This window comes from Streptococcus australis, from assembly GCF_019930045.1.
GTDB classification, from domain to species: Bacteria; Bacillota; Bacilli; order Lactobacillales; family Streptococcaceae; genus Streptococcus; species Streptococcus australis_D.
Genome location: NZ_JAHZQQ010000044.1, coordinates 1 through 16,839 on the forward strand (window position 1 = coordinate 1; position 16,839 = coordinate 16,839).

The window sequence follows — 16,839 nt, forward strand, 5'->3', positions numbered from 1 at the left end:
TTAGCTTACAGAACTGCTTGTGAAGCTCTAGAGGATGAGTTCAAGTAAATGTTGCACTTATTCTTGCAATTTATCAGTCATTTAAGAAGATGAAAAACTTTCCGCTGTGAGAAAAGTGCTAGAAACACTATTGTTTCTAGCACTCGGGAGTTTTGAGAGTAAAACAGTTTGGGAAACTGTTTTAGCCTGAGCCCGGAAATTAAAGAGCGAGGGGGTTCAAAACGAATTGAACACGGGCTGCGGATTGTGTCAAAAAGATAAGTTTTCCTAGAACCGAAAGATTCTGCGTCAAACTTCCTATTTTGACTTTATCCGCAGACGCCCTTTGTATCTTAATAAGTCATGGAACTTCTTCGAAGTTCGCTGACGTCCGTACTCACCTAAGGAAAGTTTTTCATAAGACTTTATTTTCAATCTAAAACCTCTATAATCTGATAGAGGTTTTCTCTGTATGCTTAGAATGGTAATTTACCAGCAAAAGCTCCCAATTTTTTCTTGGTTGCTGCATCAATTTCTTCGATGGCCGCATTGATAGCTTGAACAGTCATATCAGAAAGAGTTTCTGTATCTTCTGGGTCCACGACTGCCGGGTTAAATTCGATGGATACCACCTTTTTATCACCTGTCAAGGTAGCAACGACCAAGTCCTGAGCGGATTTGCCAACAAATTGAGAAGCCGCCAATTCTGCCTGACTTTGTTCCATTTGTTTCTGAAGCTTTTGTGCTTGCTTCATCATATTTTGCATATTCATCATAATGTTTTCTAGATTCCTTTCGTATCAAGGGTTTAGACCCCATTGCTTAATTTTCACTGCCCACTTCTGCCCATTTTTCTAAAAATCGTCAAATGCGTTAGCGACCTCTTTTTGTTGTGATGGGAACAAATGTGAGTAGATATTTATTGTTGTATTGATAGAACTATGTCCTAGTCGTTTCATCAGTGTGAAAAAGATATAATCCTTTCCTTCTCCTCTCCTCAATCCCTGATTTATCAAAAAGGCTACATGCGAATGCCTAAAATCATGGTTTCGGATCAATTTGAAATCTTCTGGCAATCTTTTCTTGAATGCTGCTCTAAAGTTGGAGACATTCGGAGCAGTCATAGGTTCCCCTGAAAATTGGAAAATCTGTAAATCATCTGTTGAATCAGTTAGCTTAGCCAGCTTCTGACTTTGAATTGATTTCCAAGTTTTCAACTCATCCACAAAAGCTTTATGGATATAGATTTCTCTATTTGATTGAGTCGTCTTTACAGATCCAATATGTATTTTCCCATTGCGATAATAGGCTGACTTACGGATCTTAATATATCCCTCGTCAAGAAAAACATCTCTCCAAGTTAAGGCAAGTGCCTCCCCCATACGAATTCCCGTAAACATGAGTACACGATACAGAAGTTTAAAAGGATACTCACTTTCTTCAAAATAAGATTCAAACTCCTTGAATTGTTCAGGAGTATAATAAGACATTTCTTTATGCTTTTCTGGAAGTTTCCGAATGGCATCACATGGATTATCCTGTCTATATCCTTTCGAAATAGCAATATCAAACAACTTATGAACAAAAATCATTTGTTGGTTAATATGCATTGGTGTAAGTGTCCCACCTTTTACACTTGGCTGTTCAATTAGCCAATCTCGATATTTTTTTACATCTTGAATGGTAACTGAAGACATATCAGCGTATTCAAAGAATCGCGATACATATTGGGTATAGTATGAGTTCTGGGTATCTACTGTACCTTTTTTATTTCCACGAAGCTCATCTTCTTCTTTTAACATTACATAAAGAGAGGAAATGGTAAGTTTTTGTGTATTCTGTATCTGATTTAACTTATGGATACGGTAATAAGCCGCATATTCCTCTGCTTCTTTTTTTGTTAAAAAATTAGATTTGCGATGTCGTATACGTTTGCCAGTTAAGGAACTTTTACCATCACTAATATCAACTAGCCACAGTCCATCATCCTGTTTTATTACCGCCATGCTATTTTTCTCCTTCAGTCATGACAGCGCTTTGAAGGTTCTCATCAATTATATCATTTTTTAATTGTATTTGAAAACCAAGAATGGATTCAACTGTAATAATCGGTACACGTCCAATACGTTTATTCCTATACCATTCAAATCCTTCTTGTACAAGCTGGCTTTTTGCCTTTCGTATTAATTTACTAGCTTGTGTTTCAGAATATCCAATCAATTCCATTAAATCATTTTTATCTACAACTTGAATCATCTATATCTATTCCTTTCTAATGTCCAATAACATAGGTAAATTGTTTGGCAGTTTCCGCATCAAATGTGCGGTAACTAATGATTCCTAACCCTTTTACATTACACTCTGAGACTAGAATTGAACCATCTGATTTGACCTGTTCCACAAATGAAATGTGCCCGTATATTGGATCAGCTCCAGCTTGTCCAGGGCTAAACGATAGAGCAGAGTGTTCTGTTGGTGTATGGGTTGTTGTGAAACCTGGCTTATTCATCCATTGTCCACCATTTCCCATAAATGGATCAAAGTTGACTCCGACTTGTTTTCCACGGTTGAAGACATACCAGGTACATTGTCCCCAAGGATAGGTACTAGTGATATATCCTGTGGTATCAATAGCTGTTGTCAGACTGTAACCTACCGGTATATCATTTGAAGTTACTCCTCCACCATCTCTAGTTTTTCCTGTAGTTTGTTCGGGTGCTTTTGGTGTTCCTCCATGTTCATCAATGAAGGCATCCAGTTTTTGCATGGTTTCAGCACGTCTTTTTCCCGATCCTGTGGTATCTGTGAAATAGACCCCGCCATCAGTTGCTGGATTGAGCGTTCCATTCGCAAACTTTTTAGCCTTGTCATCTTGAATTTTAAAAGTTTGGTTTTTATTTCCAATGATGGTTTGTTGGGTTAGTCCAATAACAGCAACTTCATCATTAAAGTTATTGGCATATTCTGGGTTGGAGTCATAGGCACCAAAACCAAACATATTGGCTCCAGGATTGGTGGCCACACCAGCAGTTCCAAGGGAACTTTCATTCAGTGCGATCGCAACGATTCCACGGACATCAAGATTTGATTTAGCTTCCCATTCGAGAAGCTTTTTTCCATTAATTCGGTTCTTATCATAGGAGATTCCTAACGTATCTAAAAAGCCGTCTAATTGCTCTGCTGTGATACCGAAGCGATGGACAAGTAGGTTGTGAGTATAGGGATCTCCATCTGACCAGTGATCCGCATAAGTCACTCCATTTTGGGATTGGGGTGAGCCATTTGTTCCGCCACCTCCGACAGCTCCCATAAGGATAATAATAATGAGGACTGGTAGAAAGAGAGGAATGAGACCGGCTAATAGAAACCATTTTAGTTTTTTCATCGAATCTCCTTTCTAGTTAATGTCTTATATAAGCAGTGAACAGGACAGTCCCAAAACGCCATTTTGCATCTAAAACGACTGAATAGGACTTAACCTGTAGGATGATTTGGTCTCGCTCTTGTTCTGTGACTGGAAATAAAAGAAGGAAATCGACTGAGCGTTTTCCTTCTTGGTAGGCCTGATAAAGAGTTTCTTCAAGAACTCTTGAAAAAGAAGTTCTTGAGCGTATCTTGGTATTCATATCATTCTCCTCTAAGTTGTCTTAAGCGTTCTGTTAATCGGTCTCTTCGTTCAATATTAGCTCTCAATTTATCGTCTCGTGTCATAGTCTTTCTATAAGCACGAGTGAAGGCATTGGATCCTTGAGCTTTGTACATGGCTTGAGGATCTTTATATTCCTCTAATTTGCGCTCAATACTATTAATGCGGAGTTGTTTAAATGGAGAAATCCATTCTTCTTTAAGAGTTTGAAATTCCTCGTTTGAACTTGATGTTGGCTCCGCTGTGATTGGGGATTCCATTGAAGGAGTTGGTGTTTTTTCTTCAACTGGTTTAACACTTTCAAGCGTTGTCTTTGTTTTTGGAATCCTTGGTTCTGGAGCATCTGGACTTGTTGGCGTCTCAAGTGTTTCTGTTGGGAGCACTTCATCGGGTTGGTGCTCTGATTCCTTATTGGTAAAGAAAGAACCAACATTTTGGAAGTGACTCTTGGCATTCATCATCATCCCAGCTCCGAAACCAGCACCTGCTAAGGCAAAGTTCCCAAGGTGTTGAGCAGATGAAAGACTTCTCGATGGTACTTGTAAAGCCACCTCTCTGGTCTTTGTGACTCCTTTTTCAACTTTGTTTCCAATGTCACTTGCCACCATTCGTGCTTTAGATCCAAGAATGAATTGAATCAGCTCAGCTTTGTATTTCCATAGAAGGAAATATACAAGTCCTTTTGAGACAACTGAAATGAGTAGTTTAAAGACAAGGCCAAAGATGATCAAGGATGGAAGAGTTTTAAGGATGCCATCAAAGCCTGTAATGACAATATTTTCAATCATTTTTTCAATGTAGAAGACTAATAGAGTTAATAGACTCGTGATAGCTGGGAAAAGCAGCCCACCAAACATGACTTTCAAGACGCCAAAAATCAAATCCTGCATTCTTGGTACAAAAGACATCAATAGCACAATCGGAAAGAGCAGGATCATCATCAAGACGAGTGTTTGCGCAATGACGTTTAACATCTGAATCAAAATAACCGGTATCGCTAATACGAAGGCTTCACAGATTTTGAAGATCACATAAAACATACGAGTGAAAATGAAATCAGGCATAGCTGAAACCCATCGGTTCTTTTCACCATCATCATTGGCTCCATTTCCTAGTTCATCTAGATATTTATTGCGATCTTTAGACTTAACTGCTTTAAAGTTTCCATTCTTATCGCCTGTTCCTAGTACCTTACTATCGTCAAAAGTCTCTTGTTTCCCATCTTGGCTATTCTTATATTTCCCGTTTTCTTGACCTGTATTGACAAAGACATAGGCTTTATAAGAAGTTTCTGCAATATAGCTATCTGCCATGGAATCGCCAATTTTAATGGATTTATTATTTCCATATTCCACCTTGATATTCGTGATATTTTTAGTGACATCTTGAGAGACATGGTTGATAGTATCAAGTAGATAAAGCCCACCTGATGTTCCAGCGATTGTTCCAAAATAACCAAAGCCAAGGATGAGAACGAGAAAGACATGAAGGAGAGTCCTTGCAAAAGCTCCTTTCGAAAAGAAAAACTGGTAAAAGAGATAGAACGCTAGAATCAGAAGTAACATCGAAACGAGTGATTGTTTTGCGACTCCGCCAGAACTTGAACCGATAAATCCTTTCCAGATATTCATCGCTCCATTAAATACATAGTTCTTGTAGTTGGAGTAGAGATCAATTTTTTCAAGAATTCGAATCAGCAAAGAAAAGAAGCCCACCACTGCGTTTAGAATGAAAAAGAAGAAGTTGACGAAAAGCTCATTAATCAGAACCCAAGCCCCGTTAAAGGAAGCGAACCCAGTAGGCTCCATGTAAGACTTGAGAGAGAAGATATCAACTCCCCTTAGTTTGTCAAAAGCTTCTTGCATGGATTCACCTCCTAACTAGCGTATTTATTTTCAAGGCTTGATGATACCGTAGCTTTCATTGGTTTTAGAAGCATATCAATATCTTCAAAGATGTTGTGTACGGAAATCATATTGAGATTGCCATACACGTCATAGTATAGGCATTGACCAGAGATCATATTGTCAATCCATTCGAGATTGCTTTCAGTGACTTCGAGATTGACATGTTTTAAGATATCTTCTCGTTCAGACTTTTCATAGAAAGCAAAGATAGTCCCAAATCCCGTTGTATCATCGTCATTTTCTGCATCATGTACAGATTGAGTAATCAGTGCCAAGGTATTGTTTTTGGAGCGTCCAATCCGACGCATATTTTTGATAACGGCTTTTCCTTCTGCGGACTTCATAAGAATCCATGCTTCATCAAAGAACTCAATAGTATCTTCATTTTCATTTCGTTCTCCAAAGTGAGTACAGAAAGCACCCAGCGCAAACATGAGGGTAATAGAGTTGCGTTCGTGATCTGAAATCTTTGTGGAATCGTCTTTTGGTAGCTTGAGGTTATTGACCTCAAGGATGGTCACTCGTGATTCATAGTTAAGTCCTCGAGTAGTCCCATCTGAAAAGGCTAGTTCCAAGATAGAGTTTGTGACAATTGAGGTCAGATAACGACCAACCGAAGCAATTTCAGAGGAAGTGGAGTCTCTAAGCACTTTTAGGACATGTTTAAAGCCGACTCTCTCACCAGCGACCCGTTTTTCTACAATCGCATTAATAGCTTCTGTGATAGCTGTTTTCTGATCCATCGTAACATCATCTACGGCTTGTAGTAAAAACTCAAGCATGTTTTTTGCGACCTCTACAGCTTGTTCTTTATCTAGAACGACAATAGGATCTAAGACTCCATGGTTTGATGGTAGTGAGCTATCCAGTGTCACAAAGTTAAAGTTCTCAATCTGTTTCTTGCGTTCAGGATAGAGACGTGCGAATTCAGGCGAGTTAATCACTTCTTGGTAGTGATTTCTAAGTTCACGTTTAGGGTCGATATAAAGGGTTTTAACATTTTGTAAAGCCACACTTAAAAAGATGATCTGGGCGAGAAAGGATTTTCCTTGTCCTGTTGCACCCGTAATGATGATATGCGGGTTCTTGGTAATCTTTCCAGCGATATCTTCCTTATTTCCCACTGTCGCATTGTAGAGTACAATATTCCTTGAGGAATCAATAGCTTTCTCAATATTGTCCCAACGCCCTGTCCAGTTATCTACTCGGCCGATATACCAACCGATACGGTTTCCAGAAGAGGTATTGGTGAAGGGCATGAGCTCTGAAAATCCACGAGCTGTGACCATATGTGTCCAGGTGCGAGTTTTCTTTTGGAGGTTTTCTCCATAGAGCAGGGCTTGAAAGAGATAAGGTCCGTCTTGAGAGGCCTCACTGATTTCAACGCCCATATCATCAAAGTAGTTCAAAACCACTTGCCGTCTTTGACGGAGTTGGTTCACACTAGAAGCAGAGACAATCAGATAGGCTCCATATTCGATGATATCTTCCTTGTTTCCGACTTTCTTCATTAAGTCCTTTAGGGAGATAGAGCCCATGATGATCTCGTCTTGTTGGACAGTATCAGTATTTTCTGCCTCTTCCATGATGTTTCTGTAACGTGTATTCGAGCGTCCCATTCGCCCCTTGATTTTACCAGTATCAATAAATTCTGCCTTGATTCGTAGCTCTACGGGAAAGTTCAAACGTTGGATAAATTCGCCAAGATGAAAACCGTTGAATTGAACAGGAAATTTACCAACCGGAAGAATCGTCACAAAAGAGGATCCATAAGGGCTTTCTAGCTTGAGGAAGCCACCTTTTAAGACTTTGATCAAGGTATCAGTGATATTGAATTGAGCACGATTGGCCAGTACCTCCTTCTTGTAGTGAGGGATATAGCGGAGGTATTGCATTCGCTGGTAATAAAAGAGTTCTTCATTGGATAACCGTTTTGCCCGAAGGACAGAGAAGGCTTGGAAAATGGTGAATTCATCACTTTTGTAGTCTTCATACCAAGTGGGACTTAATTCATATTCATAGCCCAGACCTTTTGCGATTTTTTCAGTAAACTCATTAAAGCTCTCATAGGCCAAGTCTTTGACGGTAGCTCCATGATTTTGTTTGCGTAAGGTCACGCCCACAACCCAGTCAAACTGATAAGGAATCTCCATTTCATCTGTTAGGCGATCCACCGTGTAAAGAAGAAGTTCTTCTCCTAGTTCACGACTGTCATCTGCTAGAGCGTCTGAAAAGTCTCGCATTTTCTCTTCTAGAAGATAGTCTTTAGGAATCAGAGATATTTCAAAGAACTTGTTTTTCTGGAGCTTCTTCATCATTTGAGCAACCGTAATTTTGTGTTTGCCCTTTTTTTCATCATCCGTAATCGTGATAGGAGTGTTTGGAATACGGTAATAAGCAACGACTGTTTGATCTTTTTTGAGAGCTAGATTTTCATGTGTTTCCCTAATAGGATAAGTTAAAGTAATACTCATAGGTCCTCCTTTTCTATAGATTTGTTTTTTCAAAGACAATTTCTTCTACAGGCTCTATTCGATCTTCGTGGTAGATAGCTTTTTTGTTTAGCTTAAAATCCCAGAAGTAAATCAGGTAATCTCCTATAAAGACGTGCATCTTTTTACCGTGAGGCTCGTATTCAGTATAAAATTTAGCCAATTTGTACGGAAGATACCAATAGAGCAAGAGAGAAATTGAGTGAGTGATTTTTGCGAGTGGCACAAAGATAAACCCTCCAAAGAGTAACATGGCCACAAAAACGATGATAAAGACAATGAAAAAGGACAACTGCATAGGTGTCGCAAAGTACCATAATCGAGTGCCCTTTTTTGTCTTAATTTCTTGGATCCAATAAGGTGCATTTAGGCCCTTACTGTAATCATAAAGTCTTTCTTCTTTCATGATTAAAGTCCTGTTTCAACTCCAAAAAGACGCAGGAACCAGCCGACTGGTTTTAGGATTTCTTGTCCTTTAGCCATCGAAACAATGACGGCATAGAAACCAACGACGTAGAAAAGCTGGAGCCAGGAACTATTTCGCCAAGCCTTTATAGCTAATGTTACAGCAATGGCTGTCAGGATCCAAATTCCATCGCCCTGGAGGAAGGTTCGTAGATTGTCTGTATTCATAGAGTTCTCCTATTCTTTATTATTTGCATAATTCAGTGGAATGGTGTGTTCTAGTTTAGTGACATAGTAGGTCTTTTCTTTTTCCGATAGGGTAAAGGTGAAGTTTTCCGAATGAGTGGTTCCTCCGACCTCAAAGGTTGCTTGGACATAGGCAATTAGATTTTTTCCATCTTTTTTAAGATAGGTATAATCAATTGTCTTGAAGGTGGTATTGGCTATAATATCCACATTCTTAGCAATCAGATTAAGGTTATCTTGGTTAGTAGTATAGTTGGTAAAGAAGACCTTGAGGAACTTTTCAACCTTCTTACGCTGAGTATCCGAAAAGTGATCATTAGCGGTTAGTTGTAGCTGATCATCTTCACTAAAGTGTCCAGCTTGTGAGGATTCAATAGCAGAGAACCAAGGAAGGCCAGAGATATAGTATTTCCCATCTTTTTCATCAAATGGAATATTGAAACCTGTCACAATTTCTTTTTCTTCCATGTTATTGTCCCGGCGGATCGTTTCCTTGTATTTGATCTTATAGGTCGCAACCTTCCCTTCTACAGTCACTAACTGAGAATAGAGGAGTTCACTAGGATTTCGAACTTGACCTTGGGCTTTCACATCAGGAATGAAGTTGTAAAAGCTATTTAAGTATTCCACTTGAGCTTGTTGTTTATCTCCTTCTTGTGGGAGGGTGAAATAAGCGTAGACATAGTCGTTCAAGTAGTACTGGAGTTTGTAGTCGTATTTTCTACTAGACTCCATTGGTTGTGCCTTTTGTTTTTTAGTAGCCTCCACTTGAGCTTGTAGTGTACCTACCTTATTTGAAAGTGTGATAGCACGGATAGATCCTAAGAGACCAACAAAAAGGAGGAAAGCAATTCCTCCTATGACTGCGATATTGACGGTCTTTTTATTGGTGACTTTTAGTTTTGGTGGCCCTCCTTTTTTCTCCACCTTTTTAAAGTGTGAGAGGTATTCTTTTGCTTGAAGCAAGTAGCGTTTAGCTTTATCCATAGATCCTCCTTTTAGAGAGCAGCTAGTTCAATGAGCTTTGAGCCTTTTGCATAGAGGCGCTTATTGGCTTTTTCGATCTCGCCATTAATGTAATAGTAGCCTCGTAGCTCAGTTTGGAGTTGTTCGATCAGGTCAGGTTTTAGATCCTTGGCTTCTTCTTTTTTAAGGAGACTATTTAACTCTCCAGCCTTGGTCCAAGCCTCTCTATGATCTTTCTTTTTCAGTAATTCTCCCAGTTCATTCGTGACTTGAGAGACTTTCTTTTCAAAAATAGTTTTAGTGGCCATTTCAATTTCCTTTCTAAATGTTTCTTGATTGTCTTTGATGGTCTTTTGAATATAAGCAATGAGTGAGGGGCGCATTTTTTTATTTACGCTCAACACTTGACCATCTAAAGTAAAACAGGCATGTTCATAGTTATAGAACCCCCTACTATCCGGAAGATCTTCTGTGCACCTGCCAGCACATTCGTAGTAGAAGTCTTTGCCCTTTCGTAAGAGGATATACATATGCCAGAATTCTTGTTCTGGAAGAAGCAGAAAATCTGCTTGATAGATCTTCTTCAGCATCTTAAGAAGCCTCAAGCAGATCATCGTAGCCTAGAGCTTGGTAGATAAAATCAGAATCAAACCAGAGCCAGTCATTGATTTGTCCTTCTGTTGGCGTATCACCAGAGAAGATATCTTCACAAATGACGGTTAGAGTATCTACTCCACCACGTTCTCGGACAGTATTCAAGGTAGTTAGTCCACCAGACCAGGCTTTAAAGTTATCTAGTGAATTGATTTGAACTTTGTATTCCATATAGTTTTTCCTTTCTAGTGTTCATAGTGTTTATTGGCTTTGAGAAGTCGTAACATGGCTTTTCCTCGATCTGTTATTTCTCCGCTGTTCTGAATCATTTTCATGTATTCTGTTTGGAGGATCTTGTCTGCTTCAGTGACTAGTGCAAGAGAGTTAGCAACTTGATAGGACAGCCAGCGAATCGTTCGCTCAATACTGTAAGGCTGTGGGTTGGTTGAGAGCTTTAAGGGTTCGACACCTCCAAAGAGCCGTTGCCATTTCTCATCAGGTTTATAGGCTCCAAAACGAGTAACTCCATCATAGACTTGGATTTCTTTATTGATGATACCTCGTGCGATTTCTCCGAGATCTACACCGTTGATGTATTCCTCCACAATGCCTTGAGCTTTCTGATCTGAGAAACGAAGTTCATAGCGATTCCAGATACCAAAAATCTCCAAGGATTCGTCCAAGGAGATGTTTTCCATTCGAGCTATTTCATAGCGCTTTTCATAAAAGTTGAAGTAGAGCTGACTTTGACGGCTCCCAAAGTAAATGGACAAGCCGTGATTCGCTTCCATGTCTTCATTATCTGTGAAAGATCCACCACCCGTGATATTCCATTTCTTGATCGTATCTAGAACAATCTCTTTGGAATAGAGTTTATCAATCAATTTGGGAATCTGAATTTGTTCGTCCTCGTGACCATAACCCTTATAGAGTTCATCTAGAGCAATATCGAGTCGCTTCACCCGAACGTCTTCATAGGAATAAAGAATATTTTGAAGAAAGATCTGCCAAGTGATTCCCTTGTCTTCTAGAAGTAATTCTAACTCACGGCATCCTTGACCTGATAGTTGAAGGCAAGTTTGGTAATCATTGGTCACAGACTTATCAAAGAAATCAAAAATCCAGATGTTCCCTCGTTGCCATAAGTGGGTATAGTTCATAAGGCGAGTTTCTTGATCTGTAAATTCACTGAGGTGACAGTGAAGGAAGTTTTCACAGAAAGCATCTAGATCCTTTAATCTGGGAAAGGTCAATCGTAGATAGTCGATTTGAGCCCGCAGACTGTTTTTATCGCAATCTTGATAGTAACCAAGCCTTTCTTTTAGTTCTCTAAACTTATCAATTGTCAGTCCTCTTTCGCCTGTTTCATAAGAACGGTAGGTTCTAGTTGGAAGATCAACAGCTTGTGCAAATGCTTTTTGACTAAGTCCTGTTTGTTTTCTGAAATTCTTAATATGAAAAGGACTAATCTTGTCCATTCATCGCAACACCTCTTTCTAACAAAGTGACACACTTTTTTGACGAAAGTGACACACTTCATAAAAATTGAAAACCCAACTCCCATAAGGAATGAGGAGGGGTGGACTTGGCGTTTTTGCCAAATGTAACCCCCCTATTAGAAAACGGGGGTTGAAGTTTCATCATGGCCTAGAAACTTCGGGCTACGGTCTGCGCCTGACCTGCGGTCAGGCTTGCCCTTGCCCTTGTCCTAGCCCATGATGAACAATCGTCGCTTCAACTGCTTTTGGATAAGACCTGCGTCCTCCCTCTTCAAATTGAGCGAGGATTTCAAGAAGAAGTTTTTCTTGAAAAGGATCCACTAGAATAGCGGATACAGTCCGTTCAAAGATGATCCCTTGTTCTGTTAAGAGATAGATAATCTTGCGTAAGGTTGGCATTTTAAGATTTTGTTCGTCCGCAAATTCTTTGAGTGGTCGTTTGTTTGGTTCATTTTCTAAAGTCTCCTCTTCCTCTATAGGATCAATTGTTTCAACTGTTGGTTTATATTCTTCAAATACTGAGAATTCTTCTCCTTCAAACTCCATGATCGGAATGTTAGAGTAGGCATCATAGAATGAAAAACCTTGATCAAGCGGTACATAAGGAGAGAAAAACTCACCAGCCAACTCACCATTGTTTGCGATATAGCCTCGTCCTTTGACCTTGACTCCATTAATTTCATCTAGCTTTTTGAACTCTTTTGTTTTATTAGCATCACCAAACATCATGTCATATCCTGTTGATTCTAAATGACCGACGGAGAGACGCTTCATAAAATTATCCCGAAGAGCAGTTTTAATAAATTCACCATCGGGCCGTTGCATAGCAAAGATAATAAAGACACCAGCTTGACGACCTTCTAGAACTAACTGTGAGAGATATTCCATGAGTTCTGACTGTTGGCTATAGTCACGGTCAATCTTGGCCATGAGAGCTGCCCACTCGTCTACTAGAATGAATTTTGGTTTCATGTCATAGTGAGTAAAGTTCTTTCCAGCTTGAAATTTTGGCGAAGTAGACATCTGTTCATAGCGTTTTTCCATGAACTCTACATTCTCTTTAAAACAGTTGATGATATCTTCCTTACTAGTGTAAACTCGACCATGAAAGACTGGAATTTTCTTTAATCCAGCCAGGTCAGAATTTTTTGGATCGCAGATATCAACAAAGCCAATTTTAGCTAGTGCATAGATGATGGTCATGAGAACAACGGTTTTTCCTCCACCAGTTCCACCACCGATGAGAAGATGAGGTTCTTCAATATAATCCCAAGCTACATCCTTCATGAGCTGGAGTTTTGAGCCTTTAACTTTTACTTCATCGATGGTGATTCGGCTATCAATCCGGTTAATAGCAATTTCATATTTGATAAAGCGGTTATCAAAGGTTTTATTACGAAAGTCACCATTAAACATGACTTCAAGAGTAGCTCCAAGGTTGAGAAAGCGATCTTGAAATTTATTGCCTTCTAGAATGAAACTCACTTCAATCTTATAGCGAGACTGTTTGATATACACTTGAGGTAAAGTAATTTTTTCAATGATTTTGTTTTCGCGTCTAACCTTTTTAACGAGATAGAGGTTATTCTCTAACAAAAAGCGAGAAAGAATTCGAAGGCTGTTTAGCTTTTGAAAAAAGAGCATCTTCCTGTAGCAAAGCCGATTAATAAACCAAGAGAAGATTAAAGAAAAGAGAAGCCCAGCTCCTAGAAAATATCCTTGGGGTAAGGGATGAACTTTTAATTCTTCTAAATGTAAGTAGCTGTAGTAACTAATAGCCAATAAAAAAGGGAACCACCAGATAAACCATGTGATTCCCTTTAGTTTACGATGAAAAACTCGAACTCTTTTTCCACGATAGATAAAGAGTTTCATCCTGCATCACCTCCTAGTTTTCCTTCTTATTTTCTACTGGTTTGTTTTCTTTAGTTGGTGTGCCTCCAGTTTTTTTCTTGATTTTAGAAGCAAAGAGCTTATAGATATCATTACGATTGACGTGGGTATGAGTGATAACAATATCTTCCAATTCAACCTCTTCTCGGTATTTAATACCTAGGTCTTCAATTTCAGACTCAGACATATCTGCGATAGTGAAAAAGAGGGTTTCGTGCTGGACAGAAGAATGAATCCCTACGACAATTCCACGGATCTCACCTGTATTGACTTGGACAAATGATCCATCAGGATTTCGTTGTGAGCGATCCACTTCAAAGATGATATCAGGGCCCTCAATGCCTCGGAAAGACAGTTTTCCAAGGACAGCTGGGACATCTAGTCCATCTGTAATGACACGATAAGTCTTGTCAGCAATTTGTAGTTTTTCTCCGTAGTTTAATCCAATTTTAGCCATGTGATTTTCTCCTTTTATTTCTTATTTTTTAATTACTAATTTTTCCGCAAAGACATTGAGATAAGGTGCAACAGTATTGCCGTTTAAAGCAGTATCAGGGAAGAAGATTGGGTTGACAGTTTCTACTAGAGCATCTTCTGGAAAGACCGTTGTAGAAGCTGGTGTGATAACATGAAAGGCACCGTGCTCTGCGCTATTTAGAATGTGACGTTGGTATTTGCCTTCTTTTCCAAAAATAAATTTAGGAGCATTTCCTAAACGTTCATAGTAAGCAGGGCCAATAAATTCTGGTTTCATTTTAAGTGTTTCTGAGATCATAAGATTTTCCTTTCTGAGTGTAAAATTAAAAGAGTTAAGCTAGTTGCTTCACTCTTGAGTAATAGTGAGTAAATAATTTGCGTTTAAACATACGACTATAGAATTGAATATCACCATGAGCATAGCCATTTCTACTAGCATCTTGAGCCAGATGATCTAGATCTACTTGAGCTTGAGCATAGAGTTTAGCCTGAAGTTTATCAGATTCACTAAACATGCCATAGGTAAATTCATAGTTATCATAGAGTCGTTTACATTGTAGTGCGAAAAAAGTTTGTCATATCATTCTCCTTTATTGTAATAAGTAAAAAAGCTACTAAGTGAAAAAAGGAAAGAACTTAGTAGCTTGAGAGTAAGTCTATCTTATTAGATAGACAGCAGTAAAGAAAAGTTATTTGGTTGGAAAGATCCCTCTTTCCACGGTGGCAACGTTTAGCAAGGTGCTTTGCGTCAATTACCATCGCTTTCCCAGCCAATCTCATTGGGGAGTCATGATCATACCCTTAAGATTCTCTTACGCCCTTTGGCGAAGCCAGTTCACTTTACTATTCGGAAAAGTGCGAAAGTCCGAAATGCGTGGAAGCCCACAAAAATGTTTTCTATCTTCACTTCAACCATAAAACGGACTTGACTTTACCCATCAAATAGATTACAATAAAGGTATGAAGTTTAGTGTAGTTTGATAGTCAGTCCTCTGGTTGTCAGACGCACTTTTTATTTAATTGTCAATGATCTAAGCCTTCTAAAATAAGGTTATTATTTTTAGAAGATATATACTCTTTCGAATATATTTATATTATATACTCAGTTGAATATATTGTCAAGAGATTATTGCAAAATATTTTAAAATTTTTTGAGGAATTAGCAATGGGATTTCCAGAACGATTAAAAGAACTCCGATTAAAAAAAGGATTAACACAAAAGGAAATTGCGGAAAAATTTGGGATCAAACAACCTAATTATCAGCAATGGGAAAGTGGTAAAAGAAAGCCATCGTCTGAAACTTTAGAGAAATTTGCGAATTTCTTCGGAGTTACGATGGACTACCTTGCGGGAAATGATGAGAAACTAGATAATGTAGAACTTTTATTTCGTATGAATTCACAAGGTCTAACTGAAGAAGAAAAGAAGATCTTTAAGAAGGAATTGATTGAATTCATGGATGAAAGAAAGAAAGCTTTCAATAAAGGAGATACGAAATTATAAATTTAATTTAACAATAGATTTATCTTGAATAAAACATAAATATATTTAAATTATGGGTAATGCTATTTCTAGAATAAACGAATAAGTACTTCTTCAAAACTTAGAGGACTTATCCGATATTCAACGATTGACGAGCGATGGAATTGATTTTGATGGCTATAATCCAAAGAAAGTAATTCTTGAATTACTGAGAGATAAACCAGAGATAGATTATGAAAAATGCTCTTCTCTACTTTTTAAACTTATTAGCCAGGTCTGTGATAATTATGAAGATAAATATAACAGTAATGGTATGAGAAATATTGTCATGATGTACAAGAAAGATATTGCTCAAAAAATATACGATCAAATGTTGCAAGATGATCACTTTTATATTAAGAACGGGCTCCTTGAGGAAAGTGTAACAGGTACTAGCAATTATAATATTAGTCAGTCGTTTTCTTGTTGATTGATTTTTATAGGTTTATCTTTTAAATTAGGAAGTAATAAGAATAATGAAAAATTTAATTAGTTTATTTTTGGAAAATAGTTTGTATATTCAAATAACTATGTTATTTATATTTTTCTATTTTTATCAAAGAAAAAAAAATGTAGAATCAAATGTAGAACCTAGAATACAAATATTTGATAAGATATTTTTTAAATATTACAAATTATATTTCTATAAATTTAAGGGAGCAGGGCATTATCCTGGTTTGATTCATATATATAATGCTATGGCCATAGAATGCCAAAAACAAGAAATTGATTATGATACAATTAAACGAGTTAATAAAAGTAAAAATTCTAAAAAAAACAATACATTCTTCACTTTCATATCCGGTTCCCTTGTGTTCTTTGGGCTCACAAATTTCGGTAATCTTATAGAACATCTTAGAAATTTACTTAGTTTAATTAATGGTGAAAATTGCCCTGTTGTAAAATGAAGTGCAACAAAAAAGACATGTTCATCTGATATACTAGAGTTGCGAAAAACAGTATAAAGGAAAATGAACATGTCCACTAATTATTCTACCACAAATCAATCCTACAAACATTTATCTGAAGCTGAACGAGGAAAAATTGAGGTTTATTTATGTTTAGGAATCAAACCAGCGGAGATTGCTCGTCGACTGGGAAGAAATCGATCTACTATTACTCGTGAAATTAATCGAGGTTCCGTCAAGCAAGTAAAACAAATTAATAATAAGAAGGTCTACTACCAACACTATTATGCAGATGCTGCCCAAAA

The 16,839-nt window shown here is 38.0% G+C and carries 20 protein-coding genes; 3 read left to right on the forward strand and 17 right to left on the reverse strand.

The genetic code is table 11. From position 1 onward, the window contains the following. Positions 1 to 455: 455 nt before the first annotated feature. The 17 genes from K1J10_RS08275 to K1J10_RS08355 form a co-directional block, all read right to left on the reverse strand. Positions 456 to 755, reverse strand: a complete 300-nt coding sequence (locus K1J10_RS08275) for a YbaB/EbfC family nucleoid-associated protein (protein WP_048690824.1) — start codon at positions 753 to 755, stop codon at positions 456 to 458. Between the two features lie 78 nt (positions 756 to 833). After that, the gene (locus tag K1J10_RS08280; RefSeq protein WP_223356715.1) at positions 834 to 1,985 is read right to left on the reverse strand and encodes a site-specific integrase; all 1,152 of its coding nucleotides are present in this window, start codon (positions 1,983 to 1,985) and stop codon (positions 834 to 836) included. Between the two features lies 1 nt (position 1,986). Then, complete coding sequence (locus K1J10_RS08285; protein WP_223356717.1) at positions 1,987 to 2,235, reverse strand: DUF3173 family protein; 249 nt, start codon at positions 2,233 to 2,235, stop codon at positions 1,987 to 1,989. A gap of 16 nt (positions 2,236 to 2,251) precedes the next feature. Further along, positions 2,252 to 3,364: a CHAP domain-containing protein gene (locus K1J10_RS08290; protein WP_223356720.1), complete on the reverse strand. Its 1,113-nt coding sequence runs from the start codon at positions 3,362 to 3,364 to the stop codon at positions 2,252 to 2,254. Positions 3,365 to 3,380: 16 nt separating this feature from the next. Continuing rightward, positions 3,381 to 3,605, reverse strand: a complete 225-nt coding sequence (locus tag K1J10_RS08295; protein WP_223356722.1) for a hypothetical protein — start codon at positions 3,603 to 3,605, stop codon at positions 3,381 to 3,383. 1 nt (position 3,606) lies between these two features. Further along, positions 3,607 to 5,490: a conjugal transfer protein gene (locus K1J10_RS08300; protein ID WP_223356724.1), complete on the reverse strand. Its 1,884-nt coding sequence runs from the start codon at positions 5,488 to 5,490 to the stop codon at positions 3,607 to 3,609. A gap of 11 nt (positions 5,491 to 5,501) precedes the next feature. Next, the gene (locus K1J10_RS08305) at positions 5,502 to 8,006 is read right to left on the reverse strand and encodes an ATP-binding protein (RefSeq protein ID WP_223356727.1); all 2,505 of its coding nucleotides are present in this window, start codon (positions 8,004 to 8,006) and stop codon (positions 5,502 to 5,504) included. Between the two features lie 13 nt (positions 8,007 to 8,019). Further along, on the reverse strand, positions 8,020 to 8,430 hold the full coding sequence (locus tag K1J10_RS08310; protein WP_135782866.1) for a conjugal transfer protein: 411 nt from the start codon (positions 8,428 to 8,430) through the stop codon (positions 8,020 to 8,022). 2 nt (positions 8,431 to 8,432) lie between these two features. Further along, positions 8,433 to 8,657, reverse strand: a complete 225-nt coding sequence (locus K1J10_RS08315) for a TcpD family membrane protein (protein WP_135782867.1) — start codon at positions 8,655 to 8,657, stop codon at positions 8,433 to 8,435. A 9-nt stretch (positions 8,658 to 8,666) separates the two neighbouring features. After that, complete coding sequence (locus K1J10_RS08320) at positions 8,667 to 9,662, reverse strand: conjugal transfer protein (RefSeq protein WP_223356730.1); 996 nt, start codon at positions 9,660 to 9,662, stop codon at positions 8,667 to 8,669. A gap of 11 nt (positions 9,663 to 9,673) precedes the next feature. Then, positions 9,674 to 10,231, reverse strand: coding sequence for a conjugal transfer protein (locus K1J10_RS08325; RefSeq protein ID WP_223356732.1), 558 nt, complete (start codon positions 10,229 to 10,231; stop codon positions 9,674 to 9,676). Between the two features lies 1 nt (position 10,232). Beyond that, positions 10,233 to 10,466, reverse strand: a complete 234-nt coding sequence (locus tag K1J10_RS08330) for a hypothetical protein (RefSeq protein ID WP_045759896.1) — start codon at positions 10,464 to 10,466, stop codon at positions 10,233 to 10,235. 14 nt (positions 10,467 to 10,480) lie between these two features. After that, on the reverse strand, positions 10,481 to 11,713 hold the full coding sequence (locus K1J10_RS08335; protein ID WP_223356734.1) for a replication initiation factor domain-containing protein: 1,233 nt from the start codon (positions 11,711 to 11,713) through the stop codon (positions 10,481 to 10,483). A gap of 207 nt (positions 11,714 to 11,920) precedes the next feature. Beyond that, entirely contained in the window at positions 11,921 to 13,609 is a 1,689-nt protein-coding gene (locus tag K1J10_RS08340; protein ID WP_223356735.1) for an FtsK/SpoIIIE domain-containing protein, read from the reverse strand. 13 nt (positions 13,610 to 13,622) lie between these two features. Further along, on the reverse strand, positions 13,623 to 14,084 hold the full coding sequence (locus K1J10_RS08345) for a conjugal transfer protein (protein WP_223356737.1): 462 nt from the start codon (positions 14,082 to 14,084) through the stop codon (positions 13,623 to 13,625). Positions 14,085 to 14,105: 21 nt separating this feature from the next. Further along, positions 14,106 to 14,402: a hypothetical protein gene (locus tag K1J10_RS08350; protein ID WP_006149313.1), complete on the reverse strand. Its 297-nt coding sequence runs from the start codon at positions 14,400 to 14,402 to the stop codon at positions 14,106 to 14,108. Positions 14,403 to 14,436: 34 nt separating this feature from the next. Further along, positions 14,437 to 14,619, reverse strand: coding sequence for a hypothetical protein (locus K1J10_RS08355; RefSeq protein ID WP_223356738.1), 183 nt, complete (start codon positions 14,617 to 14,619; stop codon positions 14,437 to 14,439). A gap of 650 nt (positions 14,620 to 15,269) precedes the next feature. Between K1J10_RS08355 and K1J10_RS08360 the strand changes: the two genes are divergently transcribed. From K1J10_RS08360 to K1J10_RS08370, 3 genes are all read left to right on the forward strand, one after another. Further along, complete coding sequence (locus K1J10_RS08360; RefSeq protein WP_223356745.1) at positions 15,270 to 15,608, forward strand: helix-turn-helix domain-containing protein; 339 nt, start codon at positions 15,270 to 15,272, stop codon at positions 15,606 to 15,608. A gap of 494 nt (positions 15,609 to 16,102) precedes the next feature. Beyond that, a complete protein-coding gene (locus K1J10_RS08365; RefSeq protein ID WP_223356740.1) occupies positions 16,103 to 16,534 on the forward strand; it encodes a hypothetical protein in 432 nt (143 codons plus the stop codon). Between the two features lie 63 nt (positions 16,535 to 16,597). Then, a partial coding sequence (locus K1J10_RS08370) for a helix-turn-helix domain-containing protein (RefSeq protein WP_223356742.1) occupies positions 16,598 to 16,839 on the forward strand: 242 nt, incomplete at its 3' end.

Coding starts and splice junctions, on each gene's coding strand:
- K1J10_RS08280 (WP_223356715.1), bottom strand. CDS start 1,985: ATGGCGGTAATAAAACAGGATGATGGACTGTGGCTAGTTGATATTAGT.
- K1J10_RS08340 (WP_223356735.1), bottom strand. CDS start 13,609: ATGAAACTCTTTATCTATCGTGGAAAAAGAGTTCGAGTTTTTCATCGT.
- K1J10_RS08345 (WP_223356737.1), bottom strand. CDS start 14,084: ATGGCTAAAATTGGATTAAACTACGGAGAAAAACTACAAATTGCTGAC.
- K1J10_RS08365 (WP_223356740.1), top strand. CDS start 16,103: ATGAAAAATTTAATTAGTTTATTTTTGGAAAATAGTTTGTATATTCAA.
- K1J10_RS08285 (WP_223356717.1), bottom strand. CDS start 2,235: ATGATTCAAGTTGTAGATAAAAATGATTTAATGGAATTGATTGGATAT.
- K1J10_RS08325 (WP_223356732.1), bottom strand. CDS start 10,231: ATGCTGAAGAAGATCTATCAAGCAGATTTTCTGCTTCTTCCAGAACAA.
- K1J10_RS08290 (WP_223356720.1), bottom strand. CDS start 3,364: ATGAAAAAACTAAAATGGTTTCTATTAGCCGGTCTCATTCCTCTCTTT.
- K1J10_RS08305 (WP_223356727.1), bottom strand. CDS start 8,006: ATGAGTATTACTTTAACTTATCCTATTAGGGAAACACATGAAAATCTA.
- K1J10_RS08330 (WP_045759896.1), bottom strand. CDS start 10,466: ATGGAATACAAAGTTCAAATCAATTCACTAGATAACTTTAAAGCCTGG.
- K1J10_RS08300 (WP_223356724.1), bottom strand. CDS start 5,490: ATGCAAGAAGCTTTTGACAAACTAAGGGGAGTTGATATCTTCTCTCTC.
- K1J10_RS08360 (WP_223356745.1), top strand. CDS start 15,270: ATGGGATTTCCAGAACGATTAAAAGAACTCCGATTAAAAAAAGGATTA.
- K1J10_RS08350 (WP_006149313.1), bottom strand. CDS start 14,402: ATGATCTCAGAAACACTTAAAATGAAACCAGAATTTATTGGCCCTGCT.
- K1J10_RS08335 (WP_223356734.1), bottom strand. CDS start 11,713: ATGGACAAGATTAGTCCTTTTCATATTAAGAATTTCAGAAAACAAACA.
- K1J10_RS08275 (WP_048690824.1), bottom strand. CDS start 755: ATGATGAATATGCAAAATATGATGAAGCAAGCACAAAAGCTTCAGAAA.
- K1J10_RS08295 (WP_223356722.1), bottom strand. CDS start 3,605: ATGAATACCAAGATACGCTCAAGAACTTCTTTTTCAAGAGTTCTTGAA.
- K1J10_RS08315 (WP_135782867.1), bottom strand. CDS start 8,657: ATGAATACAGACAATCTACGAACCTTCCTCCAGGGCGATGGAATTTGG.
- K1J10_RS08320 (WP_223356730.1), bottom strand. CDS start 9,662: ATGGATAAAGCTAAACGCTACTTGCTTCAAGCAAAAGAATACCTCTCA.
- K1J10_RS08310 (WP_135782866.1), bottom strand. CDS start 8,430: ATGAAAGAAGAAAGACTTTATGATTACAGTAAGGGCCTAAATGCACCT.
- K1J10_RS08355 (WP_223356738.1), bottom strand. CDS start 14,619: ATGTTTAGTGAATCTGATAAACTTCAGGCTAAACTCTATGCTCAAGCT.